9 protein-coding genes are annotated in these 19957 nt (G+C 64.0%); all 9 read left to right on the top strand.

Annotated elements, in window-relative coordinates:
* Positions 1 to 3 precede the first annotated feature (3 nt).
* The 9 genes from HNR60_RS18415 (at position 4) to HNR60_RS18375 (ending at position 19767) form a co-directional block, all read left to right on the top strand.
* Complete coding sequence (locus tag HNR60_RS18415; protein ID WP_184260397.1) at positions 4 to 2211, top strand: xanthine dehydrogenase family protein molybdopterin-binding subunit; 2208 nt, start codon at positions 4 to 6, stop codon at positions 2209 to 2211.
* Positions 2208 to 2861 (top strand): Isoquinoline 1-oxidoreductase subunit, encoded by a 654-nt coding sequence (locus tag HNR60_RS18410; RefSeq protein WP_184260394.1) that lies wholly within the window; start codon positions 2208 to 2210, stop codon positions 2859 to 2861. Before HNR60_RS18415 ends, HNR60_RS18410 begins: the two co-directional genes overlap by 4 nt.
* 989 nt (positions 2862 to 3850) lie before the next feature.
* The gene (rplJ, locus tag HNR60_RS18405; protein WP_011473887.1) at positions 3851 to 4369 is read left to right on the top strand and encodes a 50S ribosomal protein L10; all 519 of its coding nucleotides are present in this window, start codon (positions 3851 to 3853) and stop codon (positions 4367 to 4369) included.
* Positions 4370 to 4423: 54 nt separating this feature from the next.
* Positions 4424 to 4795: a 50S ribosomal protein L7/L12 gene (gene rplL / locus HNR60_RS18400; protein WP_184260390.1), complete on the top strand. Its 372-nt coding sequence runs from the start codon at positions 4424 to 4426 to the stop codon at positions 4793 to 4795.
* A 460-nt stretch (positions 4796 to 5255) separates the two neighbouring features.
* Entirely contained in the window at positions 5256 to 9377 is a 4122-nt protein-coding gene (rpoB, locus tag HNR60_RS18395; RefSeq protein ID WP_184260387.1) for a DNA-directed RNA polymerase subunit beta, read from the top strand.
* 139 nt (positions 9378 to 9516) lie between these two features.
* The gene (gene rpoC, locus HNR60_RS18390; RefSeq protein ID WP_184260384.1) at positions 9517 to 13722 is read left to right on the top strand and encodes a DNA-directed RNA polymerase subunit beta'; all 4206 of its coding nucleotides are present in this window, start codon (positions 9517 to 9519) and stop codon (positions 13720 to 13722) included.
* Positions 13723 to 14008: 286 nt separating this feature from the next.
* The gene (locus HNR60_RS18385) at positions 14009 to 16063 is read left to right on the top strand and encodes an FAD-dependent oxidoreductase (protein ID WP_184260533.1); all 2055 of its coding nucleotides are present in this window, start codon (positions 14009 to 14011) and stop codon (positions 16061 to 16063) included.
* Positions 16064 to 16280: 217 nt separating this feature from the next.
* A complete protein-coding gene (locus HNR60_RS18380) occupies positions 16281 to 18380 on the top strand; it encodes an ABC transporter ATP-binding protein (RefSeq protein ID WP_184260381.1) in 2100 nt (699 codons plus the stop codon).
* Between the two features lie 247 nt (positions 18381 to 18627).
* The gene (locus HNR60_RS18375) at positions 18628 to 19767 is read left to right on the top strand and encodes a GNAT family N-acetyltransferase (RefSeq protein ID WP_184260378.1); all 1140 of its coding nucleotides are present in this window, start codon (positions 18628 to 18630) and stop codon (positions 19765 to 19767) included.
* Positions 19768 to 19957 lie beyond the last annotated feature (190 nt).

The following is a 19957-nucleotide window of genomic DNA, read 5'->3' as shown; positions in this document are numbered from 1 at the left end:
GCCATGATCCATGACCGCTCGATCCTTGACGAAAAGACGCACGCCGAAGCCGGCTCCACGTTGTCGCGCCGCGCGCTGCTGCAAGCCGGCGCCGGGCTGGCGATCGGCGTCTATATCGCCGGCCGCACGCCGTCGTTCGCGCAGAACCGGCCGGCGCCGCAAAGCGTCAACATCTTGCCGAACACCTTCCTGATCATCGCGCCGGATGACACCGTGACGGTGCTGTGCAAGGCGATCGAATTCGGCCAGGGGCCGTTCACCGGCTTCGCCACGCTGGTCGCCGAAGAGCTCGACGCCGACTGGTCGCAGATGCGCGCCGTGCACGCGCCGTCGAATCCGGCGCTGTACAAGAACCTGTTGTTCGGCGTGCAGGGCACCGGCGGCTCCAGCGCGATCGCCAATTCCTACGAGCAGATGCGCAAAGTCGGCGCCGCCGCGCGGCAAATGCTGGTGGCGACTGCGGCCGAGCGCTGGCGGGTCGCGGCCTCCGAGATCAGCGTCGAGAACGGCGTGATCAAGCACGCGTCCGGCAAGCAAGGCCGGTTCGGCGAATTCGCAACCGAGGCGATGCTGCGGCCGGTACCTGCCGATCCGCAATTGAAGGATCCGGCCGATTTCAAGCTGATCGGCAGAGACGGCGCGGTGCAGCGGCTCGACAGTGCCGCGAAGTCGAACGGCTCGGCGATCTTCACGCTCGACCTCGACGAGCCGGAGATGCTCACCGTGCTGATCGCGCGCTCGCCGAAATTCGGCGGCGTGGTGAGTTCGTTCGATGCGACCGCGGCCAAGCAGATCGCCGGCGTGGTCGACGTCCGCCAGGTGCCGACCGGCGTCGCGGTCTATGCCAAGGGTTTTTGGCCGGCGAAGCTAGGGCGCGACGCGCTGAAGATCGTTTGGGACGACAGCAAGGCGGAGACCCGCGGCACCCGCGAGATTCTGTCGGAGTTTCGCGCGCTGGCGAAGACGCCGGGCAAGACCGTGAAGCAGCACGGCGACGTCGATGCCGAATTCGCCAAGGGCGGCCGGCTGATCGAAGCCGAATACGTGTTTCCCTATCTGGCGCATGCGGCGATGGAGCCGCTCAACGGCTTCATCAAATGGGACGGCGACACCGCGCTGGCGCGCTACGGCTGCCAGTTTCCGACCCCCGATCACGGCGCCATCGCGCAGGTGCTGGGGATCGGCGTCGACAAGGTGAAGCTCGAAGTGTTGCTGGCCGGCGGCAGTTTCGGCCGCCGCGCGCAGCAGACCGTTCATGCGGCGATTGAACTGGCCGAAGTCGCCAAGGCGATCGGGCCGGGCAAGCCGCTGAAGCTGGTGTGGACCCGCGAGGACGACATGCGCGGCGGTTACTACCGGCCGTTCGGCGTGCATCGGATGCGAGGCGTCGTTCGCGACGGCAAGATCGAGGGCTGGACCGACACCATCGTCGGGCAGTCGATTATGAAGGGCACGCCGTTCGAGGCGATGACCTTCAAGGACGGCATGGATTCCACCACCTATGAGGGCTCCAACGAGATTCCCTACGAGGTGGCGAATTTCCGCTGCGATCTGCATCAGGTCGATGTCGGCGTCCCGGTCTTGTGGTGGCGCTCGGTCGGCCACACCCACACCGGCTATGCGGTCGAAGCTTTTATCGACGAGCTGCTGGAGGCGGCGGGGCAGGACCCGGTCGAAGGCCGGCTGGCGCTGATGGGCGACAACAAGCCGCGTCATGCCGGCGTGCTGAAGGCGGTCGCCGAATTGGCGAACTGGAAGGGCGCCAAGCTGGAAGCGGGCCGCGTCCGCGGCGTCGCCGTTGTCGAGAGCTTCAACACCTTCGTGGCGCAGGTGGTCGAGCTGTCGATGACCGAGGAGGGGCCGAAGCTGCACAAGGTGTGGTGCGCGGTGGATTGCGGCGTCGCGGTCAATCCGGACATCATCCGCGCCCAGATGGAAGGCGGCATCGGCTTTGCGCTCGGCCACATCCTCTACGCCGAGCAGACCATCGAGGCGGGCGCGCCGGTGGCCGGCAATTTCGACAAATATCGCTCGCTGCGCATCAACGAAATGCCCGAAGTCGAAGTGGTGATCGTCGCCTCCGGCGAAAAGCCGACCGGGGTCGGCGAGCCCGGCGTGCCGCCGCTCGGACCCGCCGTCGCCAATGCGATGGCCAAGCTCGGCCTGCCGCGGCCGCGGCAATTGCCGATCGTGCCGGGAGCCACCGCATGAGCCGGCTGCGTCAATCCATGCTGGCGCTCGGCGCCGGCGGTTTAGCGGCCGTGGTGCTGGCGGTTGCGGCGCCGTCGTTTCAGGGTGAGGCCGATGCGGCCAGCAACCCTGCCACCAATCCGGCGGTGCTGCAGCCGGTCAAGGCGTTCGCCGGCATCAAGAACAAGGAGCAGCGCGCGGCGGCGCTGTTTCAGGAGGCCGGCAAGGTGATTAGTTCGCCGCGCTGCATGAACTGCCATCCGGCCGGCGAGCGGCCGACCCAGAGCGATTCAATGCGGCCGCATCAGCCGCTGGTGGTGCGCGGCCCGCACGGCACCGGCGAGGTCGGCGGCACCGCCTGCGCGACCTGTCACCACGAGGCCAATTTCGATGCCGCCGGCGTGCCGGGCAATCCGAAATGGGCGGTGGCCCCGCTGGAGATGGCCTGGCAGGGCAAGTCGCTGGGTGAGATCTGCGTGCAGATTAAGGACCGCGCCCGCAACGGCGACAAGGACATGGCGGCCCTGGTGCATCACATGGCCGACGACGAATTGGTCGGCTGGGGCTGGCATCCCGGCGCCGGCCGCACCCCCGCGCCCGGCACGCAAAAGCAATTCGGCGAGCTGATTAAGGCCTGGGCCGAGGCGGGGGCGGCCTGCCCGAAGGGGTAGGCGGGCGGGAAGTATCGGCCAGGTGGCGGCTATCTTGGGCAGCACTTCGCGCTAAGAGCGCCGCGTGCCCCGGACGCAGTGCAATACGCCGCGCAAGCGGCGTGGTGCGCTGCAGATCCGGGGCCGTTACGACGGCATCGTGCCTGTTACAACGAACTCATCGCCAAGTTGGTCGAGGAGTTTCTCCGTAACGGTCCCGGATCTGCGGAGCGGCGCTGCGCGCCGCCCCTTGTCCGGGACACGGTTGCCGAGGCGCTTGATCTACCCTCAGAACGCCTTGTTGATCGACACCGCCGCCGCCTGGGTGATGATGTGGCCCGGAGCAGTTGCCGCTGAGGATGCGGGTGTCGCCTTGCCGATTGCCTTGGCCCACTCGGCTCCCCCGGCCTCCGGCGCTTGGCCCCGGCTTTGCTCTTGCATAAACGGTGCCGGGAACCAAAAAGCCCTTGGCAAGCCCGTTCAGACTCGTTAAAGACTTCCTTCCGGACGTGCTGGCCGTAGCTGGCACGTCTGTGCGCGCATTCTGAAAACCCACATCGAACGGAGACTATTCCTTCAGGACATCCGCAGGGATCTCGAAGGAAAGGACACCCGACGCTTTGGAGAATGCGGGCAGGGGTCTTAAAAGTCCATCGCACTGGTTCGCCGGCGCGCGGGGCCAAATGGATCCCGATCCTGTCCGAGACTGCAGGCGCCCGCGGCGAAACCTCGTGTTTTGCCAACGGCTTAATTAACTGCCTGCATAGACGGGTGAAGACCGGATTTCGCCAGCGCGGCTTCGCCGCGGGCAACGGATCAGGTTCGAACCTCGACACCCCGAGGCTTTGCCGGCTCAGCCGGCGGCGTTTCGGGAGGGCAGGCTTTTCAAAACTCGTCGTGCCCGACGTGTCTTTAGACCGTGTGTCTTGAGGTCAGGTTCGGGCAGGACGATGGGTGCAACCCGGCGGCCCTGCCTTTCGGCAAAGGTCGCCAACCGGAGAGAGCTTGCTGTGGAAAAAGCGGCAAAAAAAGAGGCGGTCGAATCGCTGAACGGTCTGTTCAAGACCACCAGCGTTGCGGTCGTGGCTCACTATTCCGGCCTCACCGTTGCCCAGATGCAGAAGCTGCGTACGCAGATGAAGCTCGCTGGCGCCTCGGTGAAGGTCTCGAAGAACCGGCTCGCCAAAATTGCTCTTGAAGGCACAGACGTCGTTGCCATCGGTTCCCTGCTGAAGGGGCCGACCGTGATCGCCACTTCCGACGATCCGGTGGCGGCGCCGAAGGTGGCCGTCGAATTCGCCAAGGCGAACGAAAAGTTCGTCATCCTCGGCGGCTCGATGGGTACCACCGTCCTGAATGTCGACAGCGTCAAGGCTCTCGCCGCGCTGCCGTCGCTCGATGAACTGCGCGGGAAGCTGGTCGGCCTGTTGGTCGCGCCGGCAACCAAGATCGCTCAGCTCTCGACCGCGCCCGCGGCCAAGCTCGCGCGCGTTGTTCAGGCCTATGCCTCAAAGAGCGAAGCGGCCTGACGCCCTTCGCACATCAACCCTGGTTCGAACTGATACGCTTAAGGAAACAGATCAATGGCTGACTTACAGAAGATTGTTGACGACCTCTCGAGCCTCACCGTTCTCGAAGCCGCTGAGCTCGCGAAGCTGCTCGAAGAAAAGTGGGGCGTGTCCGCCGCTGCCGCCGTCGCGGTTGCCGGCCCGGCCGCTGCCGCTGCCGCCCCCGCCGAAGAGAAGACCGAGTTCACCGTCGTTCTTGCCGCCGCCGGCGAGAAGAAGATCGAAGTGATCAAGGAAGTGCGCGCGATCACCGGCCTGGGCCTCAAGGAAGCCAAGGACCTGGTCGAAGGCGCACCGAAGCCGGTTAAGGAAGGCGTCAACAAGGAAGAAGCCGACAAGATCAAGGCCCAGCTCGAAAAGGCCGGCGCCAAGGTCGAACTCAAGTAAGCTTTTACTTGGATCGGCGTTGCCGGATCGCTCGCGCGGACCGGCAACTGCTACCACCACTGCGGCGGTCGGGCTTGCCCGGCCGCCGCGCTGGGTTCCTCTGGAACACAGCATTGTGTGGGGATGATTGGGGTTCGCCCCTCGAATCTCCATATTCGCCGTCCCATATCGGGTCGGCAGCACGAAAGCACGGTTTTGAGCAAAGACGACGTGGTCTGGCGCAAGCCGTTGGGAGATTTGCAATTTCGGGCTTTTTCGGTCCGTAACGAGATGGTTGGACGGGCGGGTGCAGTTAGGTGCTCCGCACGTCGTTTTGCGTTCTCGGAATCCAATGCGCGAACTCGGGATTTGTTTCCTGGGACTGCGCGGGACGCTCGAGACGTTCGGTATTCAACCCGGGGGCGATGCCAATCGCGCTTCGGAAGCATCGCCCCGGCGGGCGACGAAATGAGAGGCCACGATGGCGCAGCAGACGTTCACCGGTCGCAAACGCGTTCGCAAGTTCTTCGGTCACATTCGGGAAGTCGCCGAAATGCCGAACCTCATCGAGGTTCAGAAGGCATCTTATGACCAATTCCTGATGGTCGACGAACCGGTCGGCGGGCGGCTGGACGAAGGCTTGCAGGCGGTGTTCCGCTCGGTGTTTCCGATCTCGGATTTCTCCAACACCTCGATGCTGGAATTCGTCCGCTACGAATTCGAACCGCCGAAGTATGACGTCGACGAGTGCCGCCAGCGCGGCATGACCTATGCTGCGCCGCTGAAGGTGACGCTGCGCCTGATCGTGTTCGATATCGACGAAGAAACCGGCGCCCGCTCGGTCAAGGACATCAAGGAGCAGGACGTCTACATGGGCGATATCCCGCTCATGACCATGAACGGCACCTTCGTGGTCAACGGCACCGAGCGCGTCATCGTCTCGCAGATGCACCGTTCGCCCGGCGTGTTCTTCGACCACGACAAGGGCAAGACCCATTCGTCGGGCAAGCTGTTGTTCGCCGCCCGCGTGATTCCGTATCGCGGTTCCTGGCTCGACATCGAGTTCGACGCCAAGGACATCGTGTTTGCGCGCATCGACCGTCGCCGCAAGATTCCGGTGACCTCGCTGATGTTCGCGCTGGGTCTCGACGGCGAAGAGATCCTCAGCACGTTCTACAACAAGATCCAGTACAAGAAGATCAAGGAAGGCTGGCGCGTTCCGTTCGATTCCAGCCGTTTCCGTGGTTATTCGACCATCAACGACCTGATCGACGCCGACACCGGCAAGGTGGTGCTCGAGGCCGGCAAGAAGCTGACCGTGCGCGCCGCCCGCCAGCTGCAGGAGAAGGGCCTCAAGGCGCTGCGGCTGTCCGATGAAGAGCTGATCGGCAACTATCTCGCCGAAGACCTGGTCAACCCGAAGACCGGCGAAATCTACGCCGAGGCCGGCGAAGAGCTCACCGAGAAGTCGCTGAAGGGCTTGAACGAGCAGGGCTACAAGGAACTGCCGCTGCTCGACATCGACCACGTCAACATCGGCGCCTACATCCGCAACACGCTCGCCGCCGACAAGAACATGACGCGCGAAGACGCGCTGTTCGACATCTACCGGGTGATGCGTCCGGGCGAGCCGCCGACCATCGATTCGGCGCAGAACATGTTCCAGTCGCTGTTCTTCGACAGCGAGCGCTACGACCTGTCCGCGGTCGGCCGCGTCAAGATGAACATGCGCCTCGAGCTGGACGCGCCCGACACCCATCGCACGCTGCGCAAGGAAGACATCCTCGCGGTGATCAAGACCCTGGTGGGTCTGCGCGACGGCCGCGGCGAAATCGACGACATCGATCATCTCGGCAACCGCCGGGTGCGCTCGGTCGGCGAATTGATGGAGAACCAGTACCGCATCGGCCTCTTGCGCATGGAGCGCGCGATCAAGGAACGGATGTCCAGTGTCGATATCGACACCGTGATGCCGCAGGACCTGATCAACGCCAAGCCGGCGGCCGCCGCGGTGCGCGAATTCTTCGGCTCCTCGCAGCTGTCGCAGTTCATGGACCAGACCAACCCCTTGTCGGAAATCACCCACAAGCGCCGTCTCTCGGCGCTTGGCCCGGGCGGTCTGACCCGCGAGCGCGCCGGCTTCGAAGTCCGCGACGTGCATCCGACGCATTACGGCCGGATCTGCCCGATCGAGACGCCGGAAGGTCCGAACATCGGCCTGATCAACTCGCTGGCGACCTTCGCCCGCGTCAACAAATACGGCTTCGTCGAGACGCCCTATCGCCGCTGCAAGGACGGCCACGTCACCGACGAGGTGGTGTATCTGTCGGCGATGGAAGAGGGCCGCTACTCGGTGGCGCAGGCCAACGTGCAGCTCGACGCCAAGGGCCGCTTCGTTGAAGACCTGATCGTCTGCCGTGACGGCGGCACCCGCGACGTGGTGCTGATCCCGGCCGACAAGGTCGACTTCATGGACGTGTCGCCGAAGCAGCTGGTGTCGGTCGCCGCGGCGTTGATCCCGTTCTTGGAAAACGACGACGCCAACCGCGCCTTGATGGGCTCCAACATGCAGCGTCAGGCGGTGCCGTTGGTGCGCGCCGAAGCGCCGTTCGTCGGCACCGGCATGGAAGGCGTGGTCGCCCGTGACTCCGGTGCCGCGATCGCCGCACGGCGCACCGGCGTGATCGACCAGATCGACGCCACGCGTATTGTTATCCGCGCCACCGACGATCTCGACCCGACCAAGTCCGGCGTCGATATCTACCGGCTGATGAAGTACCAGCGCTCCAACCAGTCGACCTGCATCAACCAGCGTCCGCTGGTGAAGGTCGGCGACATGGTGGCGAAGGGCGACATCATCGCCGACGGTCCGTCGACCGACCTCGGCGAGTTGGCACTCGGCCGCAACGTGCTGGTCGCGTTCATGCCGTGGAATGGCTACAACTTCGAAGACTCGATTTTGTTGTCGGAGCGGATCGTCAAGGACGACGTCTTCACCTCGATCCACATCGAGGAATTCGAAGTCATGGCCCGCGATACCAAGCTTGGCCCCGAGGAAATCACCCGCGACATTCCGAACGTCTCGGAAGAAGCGCTGAAGAACCTCGACGAAGCCGGTATCGTCTATATCGGCGCGGAAGTTCGCGCCGGCGACATCCTGGTCGGCAAGATCACGCCGAAGGGCGAAAGCCCGATGACGCCGGAAGAAAAGCTGTTGCGCGCGATCTTCGGCGAAAAGGCCTCCGACGTCCGCGACACCTCGCTGCGCGTGCCTCCGGGCGTGCAGGGCACCATCGTCGAAGTCCGCGTCTTCAACCGGCACGGCGTCGACAAGGACGAGCGCGCGCTGGCGATCGAACGCGAAGAGATCGAACGGCTCGCCAAGGACCGCGACGACGAACAGGCGATTCTCGACCGTAACGTCTACGGCCGTCTCGCGGACCTGTTGGAAAACCGCCAGGGCATCGCCGGTCCCAAGGGCTTCAAGAAGGACACCAAGATCACCCGCGCGGTGATCGAGGAGTATCCGAAGTCGCAGTGGTGGTTGTTCGCTTCGCCGAACGACAAGCTGATGGCCGAAATCGAAGCGATGCGGAAGCAGTACGACGAATCGAAGAAGGGCCTTGAACAGCGCTTCCTCGACAAGGTCGAGAAGCTGCAGCGCGGCGACGAATTGCCGCCCGGCGTGATGAAGATGGTCAAGGTCTTCGTCGCGGTGAAGCGCAAGATCCAGCCGGGCGACAAGATGGCCGGCCGTCACGGCAACAAGGGCGTGGTGTCGAAGATCGTGCCGATCGAAGACATGCCGTTCCTGGAAGACGGCACCCACGCCGACATCGTGCTCAACCCGCTCGGCGTGCCGAGCCGGATGAACGTCGGTCAGATTCTGGAGACGCATCTCGGCTGGGCCTGCGCAGGCCTCGGTAAGCGCATCGGCCAGACCATCGACGCCTATTATTCGAAGCAGGATCTCAAGCCGATGCGCGAGACCTTGCGGAAGATCTACGGCGAAGATGAAACCATCAAGTCGCTGAACGACGCCGAGTTGCTCGAGCTCGCCCGCAATCTGAAGCCTGGTGTCCCGATCGCCACTCCGGTGTTCGACGGCGCCAAGGAAGCCGATATCGAGGAGATGCTGAAGCTCGCCGGTCTCGATGCCTCCGGACAATCGACCGTCTATGACGGCCGCACCGGCGACACCTTCGACCGCAAGGTGACGGTTGGGTACATCTACATGCTCAAGCTGCACCATCTCGTCGACGACAAGATCCATGCCCGTTCGATCGGCCCGTACTCGCTGGTCACCCAGCAGCCGCTCGGCGGCAAGGCGCAGTTCGGCGGACAGCGGTTCGGTGAAATGGAAGTGTGGGCGCTCGAGGCTTACGGCGCGGCGTACACGCTCCAGGAAATGCTGACCGTGAAATCGGACGACGTCGCCGGCCGTACCAAGGTGTACGAGGCGATCGTGCGTGGCGACGACACCTTCGAAGCCGGCATCCCGGAATCGTTCAACGTGCTGGTCAAGGAAATGCGCTCGCTCGGCCTCAACGTCGACCTGCACAATTCCAAGCTGGCGACGCCGACCTCCGAGGCGGCCGAGTGATGCGCGGCTTGCCGCGCATCGGCGAATAGCGAATAGCGAATAGGGAATACCGAACAGAATGCGGATCATGACGAATGGCGATTGAGGCGAACTACTCGCTAATCGCCATTCGCTATTCGCTTCTCCGAAGGAGAATAGTATGAACCAAGAAATTATGAATCTGTTCAATCCGACGACGCCGGCTCAGGTCTTCGACCAGATCCGCATTTCGATCGCGTCGCCGGAAAAGATTCTGTCGTGGTCCTACGGCGAAATCAAGAAGCCGGAAACCATCAACTACCGCACCTTCAAGCCGGAGCGCGACGGGCTGTTCTGCGCCCGGATCTTCGGGCCGATCAAGGACTACGAGTGCCTGTGCGGCAAGTACAAGCGGATGAAGTACAAGGGCATCATCTGCGAGAAGTGCTCGGTCGAAGTGACGTTGTCCCGCGTCCGGCGCGAGCGCATGGGCCACATCGAGCTCGCAGCCCCGGTCGCCCACATCTGGTTCCTGAAATCCTTGCCGTCGCGGATCGGGCAGTTGCTCGACATGACGCTGAAGGATCTCGAGCGGATTCTGTACTTCGAATACTACGTGGTGCTCGAGCCCGGTCTGACCGCGCTGAAGGACCGCCAGCTGCTGAGCGAAGAAGAATATCTGCGCGCCCAGGACGAATACGGCCAGGACTCCTTCACCGCCATGATCGGCGCCGAAGCGATCCGCGAGCTGTTGAAGGGCTTGGAGCTTGAAAAGCTCGACGCCTCGCTGCGTGTCGAGATGCAGGAAACCGAATCCGACATCAAGCACAAGAAGCTCGCCAAGCGCTTGAAGATCGTCGAGGCGTTCCGCTTCTCCGGCAACAAGCCGGAATGGATGATCCTGACCGTGGTCCCGGTGATTCCGCCGGACCTGCGGCCCTTGGTGCCGCTCGACGGCGGCCGCTTTGCGACCTCCGATCTGAACGACCTGTATCGCCGCGTCATCAACCGTAACAACCGCTTGAAGCGGCTGATGGAGCTGCGCGCGCCGGACATCATCATCCGCAACGAAAAGCGCATGCTGCAGGAGGCCGTCGACGCGCTGTTCGATAACGGCCGCCGCGGCCGCGTCATCACCGGCGCCAACAAGCGTCCCTTGAAGTCGCTCGCCGACATGCTGAAGGGCAAGCAGGGCCGGTTCCGGCAGAACCTGCTCGGCAAGCGCGTCGACTATTCCGGCCGTTCGGTGATCACCGTGGGTCCGGAACTGCGGCTGCATCAGTGCGGCCTGCCGAAGAAGATGGCGCTCGAACTGTTCAAGCCGTTCATCTATTCGCGGCTCGACGCCAAGGGTCTGTCGACCACGGTGAAGCAGGCCAAGAAGCTCGTGGAAAAAGAGCGTCCCGAGGTCTGGGACATCCTCGACGAGGTGATCCGCGAACACCCGATCCTGCTCAACCGCGCGCCGACGCTGCATCGCTTGGGCATTCAGGCGTTCGAGCCGGTGTTGATCGAGGGCAAGGCGATCCAGCTGCACCCGCTGGTTTGCGCGGCGTTCAACGCCGACTTCGACGGCGACCAGATGGCGGTCCACGTTCCGCTGTCGCTGGAAGCGCAGTTGGAAGCGCGCGTCTTGATGATGTCGACCAACAACATCCTGCATCCGGCCAATGGTCTGCCGATCATCGTGCCGTCGCAGGACATCGTGCTCGGCCTGTACTACCTGTCGATCCTGCGTGAAGGGTTGCCGGGCGAGGGCAAGTTGTTCGGCGAGGCCGCCGAGATCGAGCACGCGCTGCACGCCAAGGTCATCCACCTGCACACCAAGATCAAGTATCGCTGGGAAGGCCTCGACGAGAATGGCAAGCAGGTCAGCCGCTGGTACGAGACCACGGCCGGACGCACCATGCTCGGCCAGGTGTTGCCGAAGTCGGTGAAGATGCCGTTCGACGTCATCAACAAGCTGATGACCAAGAAGGAAATCTCCGGCGTCATCGATCAGGTGTATCGCCACTGCGGTCAGAAAGAGACCGTGATGTTCTGCGACCGCATCATGGCGCTCGGCTTCTACAACGCGTTCAAGGCCGGCATTTCGTTCGGCAAGGACGACATGGTGGTGCCGGCGTCGAAGTGGAAGACCGTCGAGGACACCCGCGCGCTCGCCAAGGAATTCGAGCAGCAGTACAATGACGGCCTGATCACCCACGGTGAAAAGTACAACAAGGTGGTCGACGCCTGGTCGAAGTGCACCAAGAAGATCTCGGAAGACATGATGACGGAAATTTCCGCCGTCAAAAAGAATCCGAAGGGCGGCGAAGCCCAGATCAACTCGATCTTCATGATGTCGAACTCCGGCGCCCGTGGTTCGCAGGACCAGATGCGGCAGCTCGCCGGCATGCGCGGCCTGATGGCCAAGCCGTCGGGCGAGATCATCGAGACGCCGATCATCTCGAACTTCAAGGAAGGCCTCTCGGTTCTCGAATACTTCAACTCGACCCACGGCGCCCGTAAGGGTCTGGCCGACACCGCGTTGAAGACCGCGAACTCCGGTTACCTGACGCGGCGTCTGGTCGACGTCGCGCAGGACTGCATCATCACCGCGGACGATTGCGGCACCAAGCTCGGCATCAAGATGCGCGCCATCATCGACGCCGGCACCGTGGTGGCGTCGTTGGCGTCGCGGATTCTCGGCCGCACCGCGGGCGAGGATCTGCGCGATCCGTTGACCAACAAGGTGGTGGTGAAGCGCGGCACGCTGATGGAAGAGAGCCACGTCGACGCGCTGCAGCAGGCCGGCATCCAGGAAGTCAAGATCCGCTCGGCTCTGACCTGCGAACTGGTCAACGGCATCTGCGGCAAGTGCTACGGGCGCGATCTCGCCCGCGGCACCCCGGTCAACCACGGCGAGGCTGTCGGCGTCATCGCCGCGCAGTCGATCGGCGAGCCCGGCACGCAGCTGACGATGCGCACGTTCCACATCGGCGGCGCGGCGCAGATCAACGAGCAGTCGTTCATCGAGTCGAACTTCGACGGCAAGGTGACGATGAAGAACAAGGCCATCGCCAAGAACAGCGAAGGCCATCTGGTGGCGATGGTGCGCAACATGGTCGTTGCGGTCACCGACGCCGACGGCACCGAGCGCGCCACCCATCGCATCCAGTACGGCGCGCGGATGCGCGTCGACGAAGGCGACATGGTGAAGCGCGGTCAGCGCATCGCCGAGTGGGATCCCTACACCCGCCCGGTCTTGACCGAAGTGGAAGGCGTCATCGGCTTCGAGGATCTGGTCGAAGGCCAGTCGATCTCGGAGACGCTGGACGAATCCACCGGCATCGCCAAGCGCGTGGTGATCGACTGGCGCAGCCAGCGCGGTGGCGCTGACCTGCGTCCGGCGATCGTCATCAAGGGCAAGGACGGCAAGATCCTCAAGCTCGCGCGTGGCGGTGAAGCCCGCTACATGCTGTCGGTCGACGCCATTCTGTCGGTCGACGTCGGCGCCAAGGTGAAGACCGGCGACATTCTCGCCCGTATCTCCACCGAAAGCGCCAAGACCCGCGACATCACCGGCGGTCTGCCGCGGGTGGCGGAACTGTTCGAGGCCCGCAAGCCGAAGGACGCCGCCATCATCGCGGAAATCGCCGGCACCATCCGGTTCGGACGCGACTACAAGAACAAGCGTCGGATTTCGATCGAGCCGGTGGACACCACCGAGGAGACCCGCGAGTACTTGATCCCGAAGGGCAAGCACATCCATCTGCAGGACGGCGACATCGTCGAAAAGGGCGATTTCATCGTCGAAGGCAACCCGGCGCCGCACGACATTCTGGCGATCAAGGGCATCGAGGAACTCGCCGCCTATCTGGTCAACGAAATCCAGGAGGTCTATCGGCTGCAGGGCGTGTTGATCAACGACAAGCACATCGAGGTGATCGTTCGCCAGATGCTGCAGAAGGTCGAGATCACCGATCAGGGCGAGACCGACATGATTTCGGGCGAGCAGATCGACAAGATCGAATTCGACCAGATCAACGCCAAGGCCAAGGAAGAGGGCAAGAAGATCGCCACGGGGACGCCGGTTCTGCTCGGCATCACCAAGGCGAGCTTGCAGACCCGCTCGTTCTTCTCGGCGGCGTCGTTCCAGGAGACCACCCGGGTGCTCACCGAAGCCGCCGTCAACGGCAAGGTGGATCCGCTGGAAGGCCTCAAGGAGAATGTCATCGTCGGCCGGCTGATCCCGGCGGGCACCGGCGCCTCGATGGCCAAGATCCGCGAAGTGGCGGTGAAGCGCGACAAGCTGATTCTCGACGAGCGCGAGAAGCAGGCGACCATCGTGCCGAGCGCTCCGGAACCGGAGCCGCTGGCGCTGCCGACGCCCGAACAGGGCTAGTTTTACGCGAATTGTTCGCGAAAGGCCGGCGCAAGCCGGCCTTTTTGCGTTTCTGGCGCTTTTTGTCGCTGGATTACCGTTTGTTCATCTTCCCTTCAGGTGGAAAGGGCTTTTGCTAGCGTCGACCTCACGCGATCCGGAATCACCGGCTCCAATCCGCCGGAATTCCCGGGTAAACGATTGAAGAATCGGGGCTGCTGCTCCGAAACCGAATTCTCCGGACCGCTGATGGATGGAGCGCCGCGTTGCCGAAGGCTGCGCGGCCATGACGCGGCGAAAGATGAACATGTTCGATCTTGCAATTGTCGGTGGTGGCCCGGGCGGCCTGATGAGCGCCTGGTACTTGAAGAAGAAGCTTGGCGATCTGTGCCGCGTGACCATCTACGAGGCGTCGGATCGGATCGGCGGCAAAATCGTCACCCGAACCTTCGATACCGCGCCGGCGATGTATGAAGCCGGCGTCGCCGAATTGTACGATTACTCGATGAGCGGCCCCGACCCGTTGCGCGAACTGGTGCAGCATTTCGGCCTGCAGACCATCCCGATGGATGCCGAGCAGGTGATGCTCGACGGCGAGTTGCTCAACGACGTGCCCGGGATGCGCAAGAAATACGGCGACGTCACCGCCGACGCCATCGAGGCGTTCCGCAAGCTGTGCGGCAAGATGATCACGCCGATCGAATATTACGAAGGCGTCGGCACCCACGACAACGAGCACCCCTGGGCCTGGACCAATTGCGAGAAGCTGCTCGACCAGGAGGTCGCCGACCCGACCGCCAAGCGCTTCTTCAAGGCGATGGCGCGCTCCGACATCGCCACCGAGAGCCACAACACCAACGGCCTCAACGCGCTGAAGAACTTCGTGATGGATATCGACGGCTATATCGGGCTGTATTCGATCCAGAACGGCAACGAGCAGCTGGTGAGTTGCCTGCATTCCGAAGTCGACGCCACGGTGAAGCTCAACCACCGCGTGCTCAAGGTCGGCAAGACCGATCAGGGCCGCTACCAGCTCAACATGATGAACGGCAAGGGGCCGGAGACCAAGGATTTCGACCTGGTGCTGATGTGCCTGCCGCACAACTGGCTGGCGACGATCGGCTGGGGCAACGAGCAGTTGCGCCGCGCGATGGTCAAGCACGTTTCCTATTTCGATCGCCCGGCGCACTATCTGCGGGTCTCGATCCTGTTCGATAGTCCGTTCTGGGGCGAGCAGATCCCCGGCTCCTGGTTCATGTCGGAAGCGTTCGGCGGCTGCTGCATCTACAACGAAGGCTCGCGCCACGACGTCGGCAAATACGGCGTGCTGAACTGGCTGATTCCGGGCTGCGACGCGCTGGCCTACTCCAACCTCAGCGACGACGAGCTGATCGACGCCGCGATCAAATCGCTGCCGGCGTCGCTCGGCGACGCGCGGTCGCATTTCATGGAAGGCAAGATCCATCGCTGGATGTCGTCGGTGAACGCGATTCCCGGCGGCCTGCCGACCCGCGACGTGATGACCAACCATCGCCCGGAGCCGAAGAATCACCCCGGCCTGGTGGTGGTCGGCGACTATCTGTTCGACTCCACGCTGAACGGGCTGTTCGATTCCTCCGACGCCGCCACCGACATCATCCTCACCGAGATGATCAAGCTGCGCCGGGTGCGATCGCAGCAGGAGGGCAAGCCGGTCTCCGACAAGATCGACCGCGACTACTTCAAGACCTATCGCGGGCTGGGGCCGTATCGTGACGTCTGGAGCCAGTTCACCAATCCGGACTATCTGCTCGAGCTGATCAAGATCGTGTGGGATCCGGCGCCCGGCGCCCGGATGCTGGTGGCCGGTTCGGCCAGCGGCGAGTTGGTCGGTGCGCTGCGCGAACGCGGCATCGACGCCCACGGCATCGAGAACAACCGCGGCATCCACGCCCAGACCCCCGACGCGTTGAAGGAGTTCAACCACCTCGGATCGGTGGTCGATCTGCCGTTCAAGGACGGCGAGTTCGACTTCGTGTTCGAGACCTGCCTGTGCCACGTCTCGGAAAATCGCGTCTCGCGCGCGATCGCCGAACTCAACCGCGTGGTGAAGACCGGCCTGGTGTTCGGCTCGGTGACCAGCGACATGGCGCCGGCGGTGATCGACCGCTACGACCTGTTGCGCGGCGTCAAGAAGCTCGGCACCTGGTGGGAATGGTCGGAACTGTTCTTCGCCAACGGCTTCGACCTGTCGATGCACCGCCACGACTGCACCGACGCGGTGTGGGCGGCGACGCTCAAGGCCAACAAGGGGCCGGGCAACTGGTACGCCGACGCCGACAGCCTGCGTTACTCGTTCTTCGACAAGCTGGCGGCCGAGTAGTCGGCCGTCGCAGCAACGCTGCTGCGCCGGCGCAAGGTCGAGCGAGTTTCAGCGCTCGGCGTCGGGCTTCATCGAACTGTCACGGAAACAGACGATGGAACAGCGGCGCGCTTTGCCGAAGCCGCGCCGATCGCGTAGCATCGCAACTCGCGATCCCCATCACGTCTTCCTTTCGCGGCGCCAGCGCCGTTCAGCATCGGTTTGATCGGTTTCACTCATGGCGCCTAAGCGACCCCCGTCGGACAGTGAAGATCGCGCGGCGAAGCCCGATCCGACGTCGCCGCTCGACGACAAATTCGCGATTCCGATCGGGGTTTCCGCGAGCCCGGTGAAGGGCCTGAAGCCGCCGGGGCAGGGCAAGCCCGCAGCGCCCGCCAAGGTGGTCGCAGATCCCGCGAAAAAGCCCGCGGCGAAGCCTGCGCCCGACGACGATGATGATGACGAGGACGACGACGGCCCGGAGCTCGACGACGATGACGAGGACGAGGAACTGGTCGTCTTCACCGCCAAAGAGGCCGCCGGCGCGCTGGCGACGATCTATCGCTTCACCAAGCCGTTCCTGACCAATTACAAGAAGATCATCGTCTTCGTCGGCATCGGCGTGGTGATCGAGACGTTGTTCAACGTCATCATGCCGCTCTCGCTGAAATACCTGATCGACGACGCGCTCGGCGAAGAGGATTTCGAGGCGCTGATCACCATCCTGTCGGTGCTGGCGGTGGCCGGCATTGTCACCTCGATCGTCGCAGTCTGGTACGAGCGCTGGGACGCCCGGCTCGCCGCCGCGGTGGTCGCCGACGTGCGCGGCCGGCTGTTCGAGCACATCCAGAATCTGCCCTCGGCGTATTTCGCCCGCACCAAGCGCGGCGAGATCCTGTCGCGGTTCTCGATCGACCTGTCGGCCTATGAAGGCTCGGTGAAGAGCTTCTCCAACAGCGCGGCGCTGCCTTTCCTGGAATTGATCGCCGGCATCGTGCTGTTGCTGTTCTTGAACTGGCAGCTCGCCGCGGTGGCGCTGCTGGTGTTCCCGATCACGCTGATCGGGCCGCGGATCCTGACGCCGAAGGCGGTGCAGGCCAATTACGAGCAGAAGCAGCAGGAATCCGCGCTGCTCGGCATGGTGCAGGAAAACGTCGCCGCCCAAGCGGTGGTCAAGGCGTTCAGCCTGCAGCGCAAGATGCTCGGCTTCTTCCGGCTGCGCAACGACGACGCGAGGCGCAAGATCGCCGAGGCGACGTTTCTATCGACCATGGTGGAGCGCACCGTCACCATCTCGGTTTTGCTGTTGCACCTCGTCGTGCTGGCGATCGGCGCCTACCTCGCCACCAAGGGCCAGATCACGGTCGGCACCTTCGTCACCTTCGAGAGCGCGTTCTGGGAGGTGTCGTACAACATCGCCCATGTGATGCATTTCATCCCGGTGTCGATCGCCTCGGCCGCCGCGGTGCGCCACATCGACGAGCTCTTGGACGAGCCGACCCGCGGCGCCGATCTGCCGGCGGCGCCGGAATTGCCGCGCATCACTCATGACATCTCGTTCGAGCGCGTCAGCTTCAAATACGAGGGCAGCCAGACCCCGGTGTTGGACAATCTCAGCCTCAGGCTCGACGTCGGCAAGACCATCGCCATCGTCGGCCCGTCGGGCTCCGGCAAGAGCACGCTGTTGAACCTGATCCTGCGGCTGTATCTGCCGGACGAGGGCCGGCTCACTATCGACGGCGTCGACATCCGCAAGGTGACGCGGGAGTCGCTGCGGCGCTCGATGGCGGTGGTGTTCCAGGAGAACATGCTGTTCAACGTCTCGATCCGCGAGAACATCCGGCTCGGCAAGGAAGGCGCCAGCGACGAGGAAGTCGAGCAGGCGGCGCGCAAGGCCGAGATCCACCGCTACATCATGAGCCTGCCGGACAAATACGACACCCAGGTCGGCGAGCGCGGCGACACGCTGTCCGGCGGCCAGCGCCAGCGCATCGCGATCGCCCGCGCCATCATCCGCAACCCGTCGGTGCTGCTGCTCGACGAGGCCACCTCGGCGCTCGACCAGACCACCGAGGCCGCGATCAACCGCACGCTGCTGAAGGTCGCCAAGGGCCGCACCATGATCTTCTCGACCCACCGTTTGACCTCGGTGGTGGAGATGGACGAGATCATCGTGATCTCGGGCGGCCGCGCCATCGAGCGCGGCTCGCACAAGCAGCTGTTGGCGGCCAACGGCATGTATCGCAAGCTGTGGGACGATCAGAACCACGTGCCGCATCAGGCCGACACGCCGTCCGATGCGGACGATGACGATGATGATGAGGACGACGACGAGTAGGGCGGGCCGTGTGGCTCAAGGATCCTCCGCCCATGACGCGTCATCCCGGGGCATGAGCGGCGCGAGCCGCGATTGAACCCGGGATCCAGTAATCACCGCCCTGGAATACTGGATTCCGGGTTCGCTTGGCCTACGGCCTCGCGCCCCGGAATGACAGCTCACAGCTTGACGGCGCCGGCGCGGCTTAACCGGATCGCAAGGCTGTTGCGAGCACACTCGCAGGTCACGTCTCATCGGATCGCCGCGGATGATTTCGGTTACGATTTGTTCACCAGAACGGGCCGCGGCCGCGCCGTGGGACGATCTGGTGCGGCGCGCGTCGCCCAACGTCTTCATGAATCCGGCGGCGTTGCGGGCGGCGCAGGACTGCGGCTTCGCCGATGTCCGGGTGCTGCTGGCCTGGGACGAGGCCGCCGCGCCGCGGCGCCTGGTCGGGCTGTGGGCGCTGCAGCGCCGTGTCGTCGCGCCGCTGTTGCCGGCGATCCTCGAGGCGCTGCCGTTCTATTATGCCTTCCTGTCGAGCCCGGTGGTTGATCCGGCGTTCGCCGTAGAGGTGATGCCGGCGTTCCTGGCGGCGATCGAGCGCGATCCGGCGCTGCCCAAGGTGATCACGCTGAAGTCGCTCGATGCCGAAGCGCCGAGCTATGCGGCGCTGCGCACCGCGCTGAGCGGGAAGGGCGGCGAGCAGCTCGAGCTGAAACAATTCGCCCGGCCGCTGGCGACCCGCGACCACGGCATCAAGCGCTCCGGCTCCACCCGCAAGAAGCTGCGGCAGGACTGGAACCGGCTGTCGGCGCTGGGCGCCGTCGACCTGGTCAACGACCGCTCGGTCGCGGGCGCCGCCGCGGCGTTCGAGACATTCCTGGAGCTGGAGGCGGGCGGCTGGAAGGGCAAGCGGGGCACCGCACTGACCTGCGATCCGCGCCACGCCGGCTTCACCCGCGAGCTTCTGCGGGCGCTGGCGGCGCGCGGCGACGCCAGCGTGGCGCTGCTGCGGGTCGAGGGCAGGGCGATCGCCGCCCAGGTGCTGATGTATTGCGGAACCAGCGCCTACACCTGGAAGACCGGCTACGACGCCGAATTCGCCAAGTTCTCCCCGGGCGCGCTGCTGATCGACAAGCTCGCCGAGCAGCTGTTCGCCGCGGGTGAGATCGACACCATCGATTCGTGCTCGGTGCAGGAGAGTTTCATGGCGCAGCTGTGGAGCGGCCGGCGCGCCATGGTCGACCTGGTGGTCGACGTCGGCCCGGGGCGGTCGTTCGGCTTTACGGTAGAGACCGCGCGTCAGCTCGGCCTGGCGCGGCTGCGCGAATGGCGCAACCGGCTGCGGGCCTGGCGGTCAGCGCCGCCGGCGCCGAAGAAGCCGGCAGTGCCGCGAGAGGCCTGAGGCGGGATCCCTCATGGTGAGGAGACCGCCTCTTGGCGGTCGTCTCGAACCATGAGGCCACATCCCTCGAGACGCGCGCAAGTGCGCGCTCCTCGGAGCCTGTGAATCTTTCATTTTGGTTGGCATGTCTGCTTTGGCATGATTCAATTTTGCAGCGATCAGGGAGTTGCTGCGATGGCCGAGAAGGAAT

This window comes from Rhodopseudomonas rhenobacensis (assembly GCF_014203125.1).
Classification (GTDB): domain Bacteria; phylum Pseudomonadota; class Alphaproteobacteria; order Rhizobiales; family Xanthobacteraceae; genus Rhodopseudomonas_A; species Rhodopseudomonas_A rhenobacensis.
This window is presented reverse-complemented; position numbering and strand designations above follow the sequence as displayed.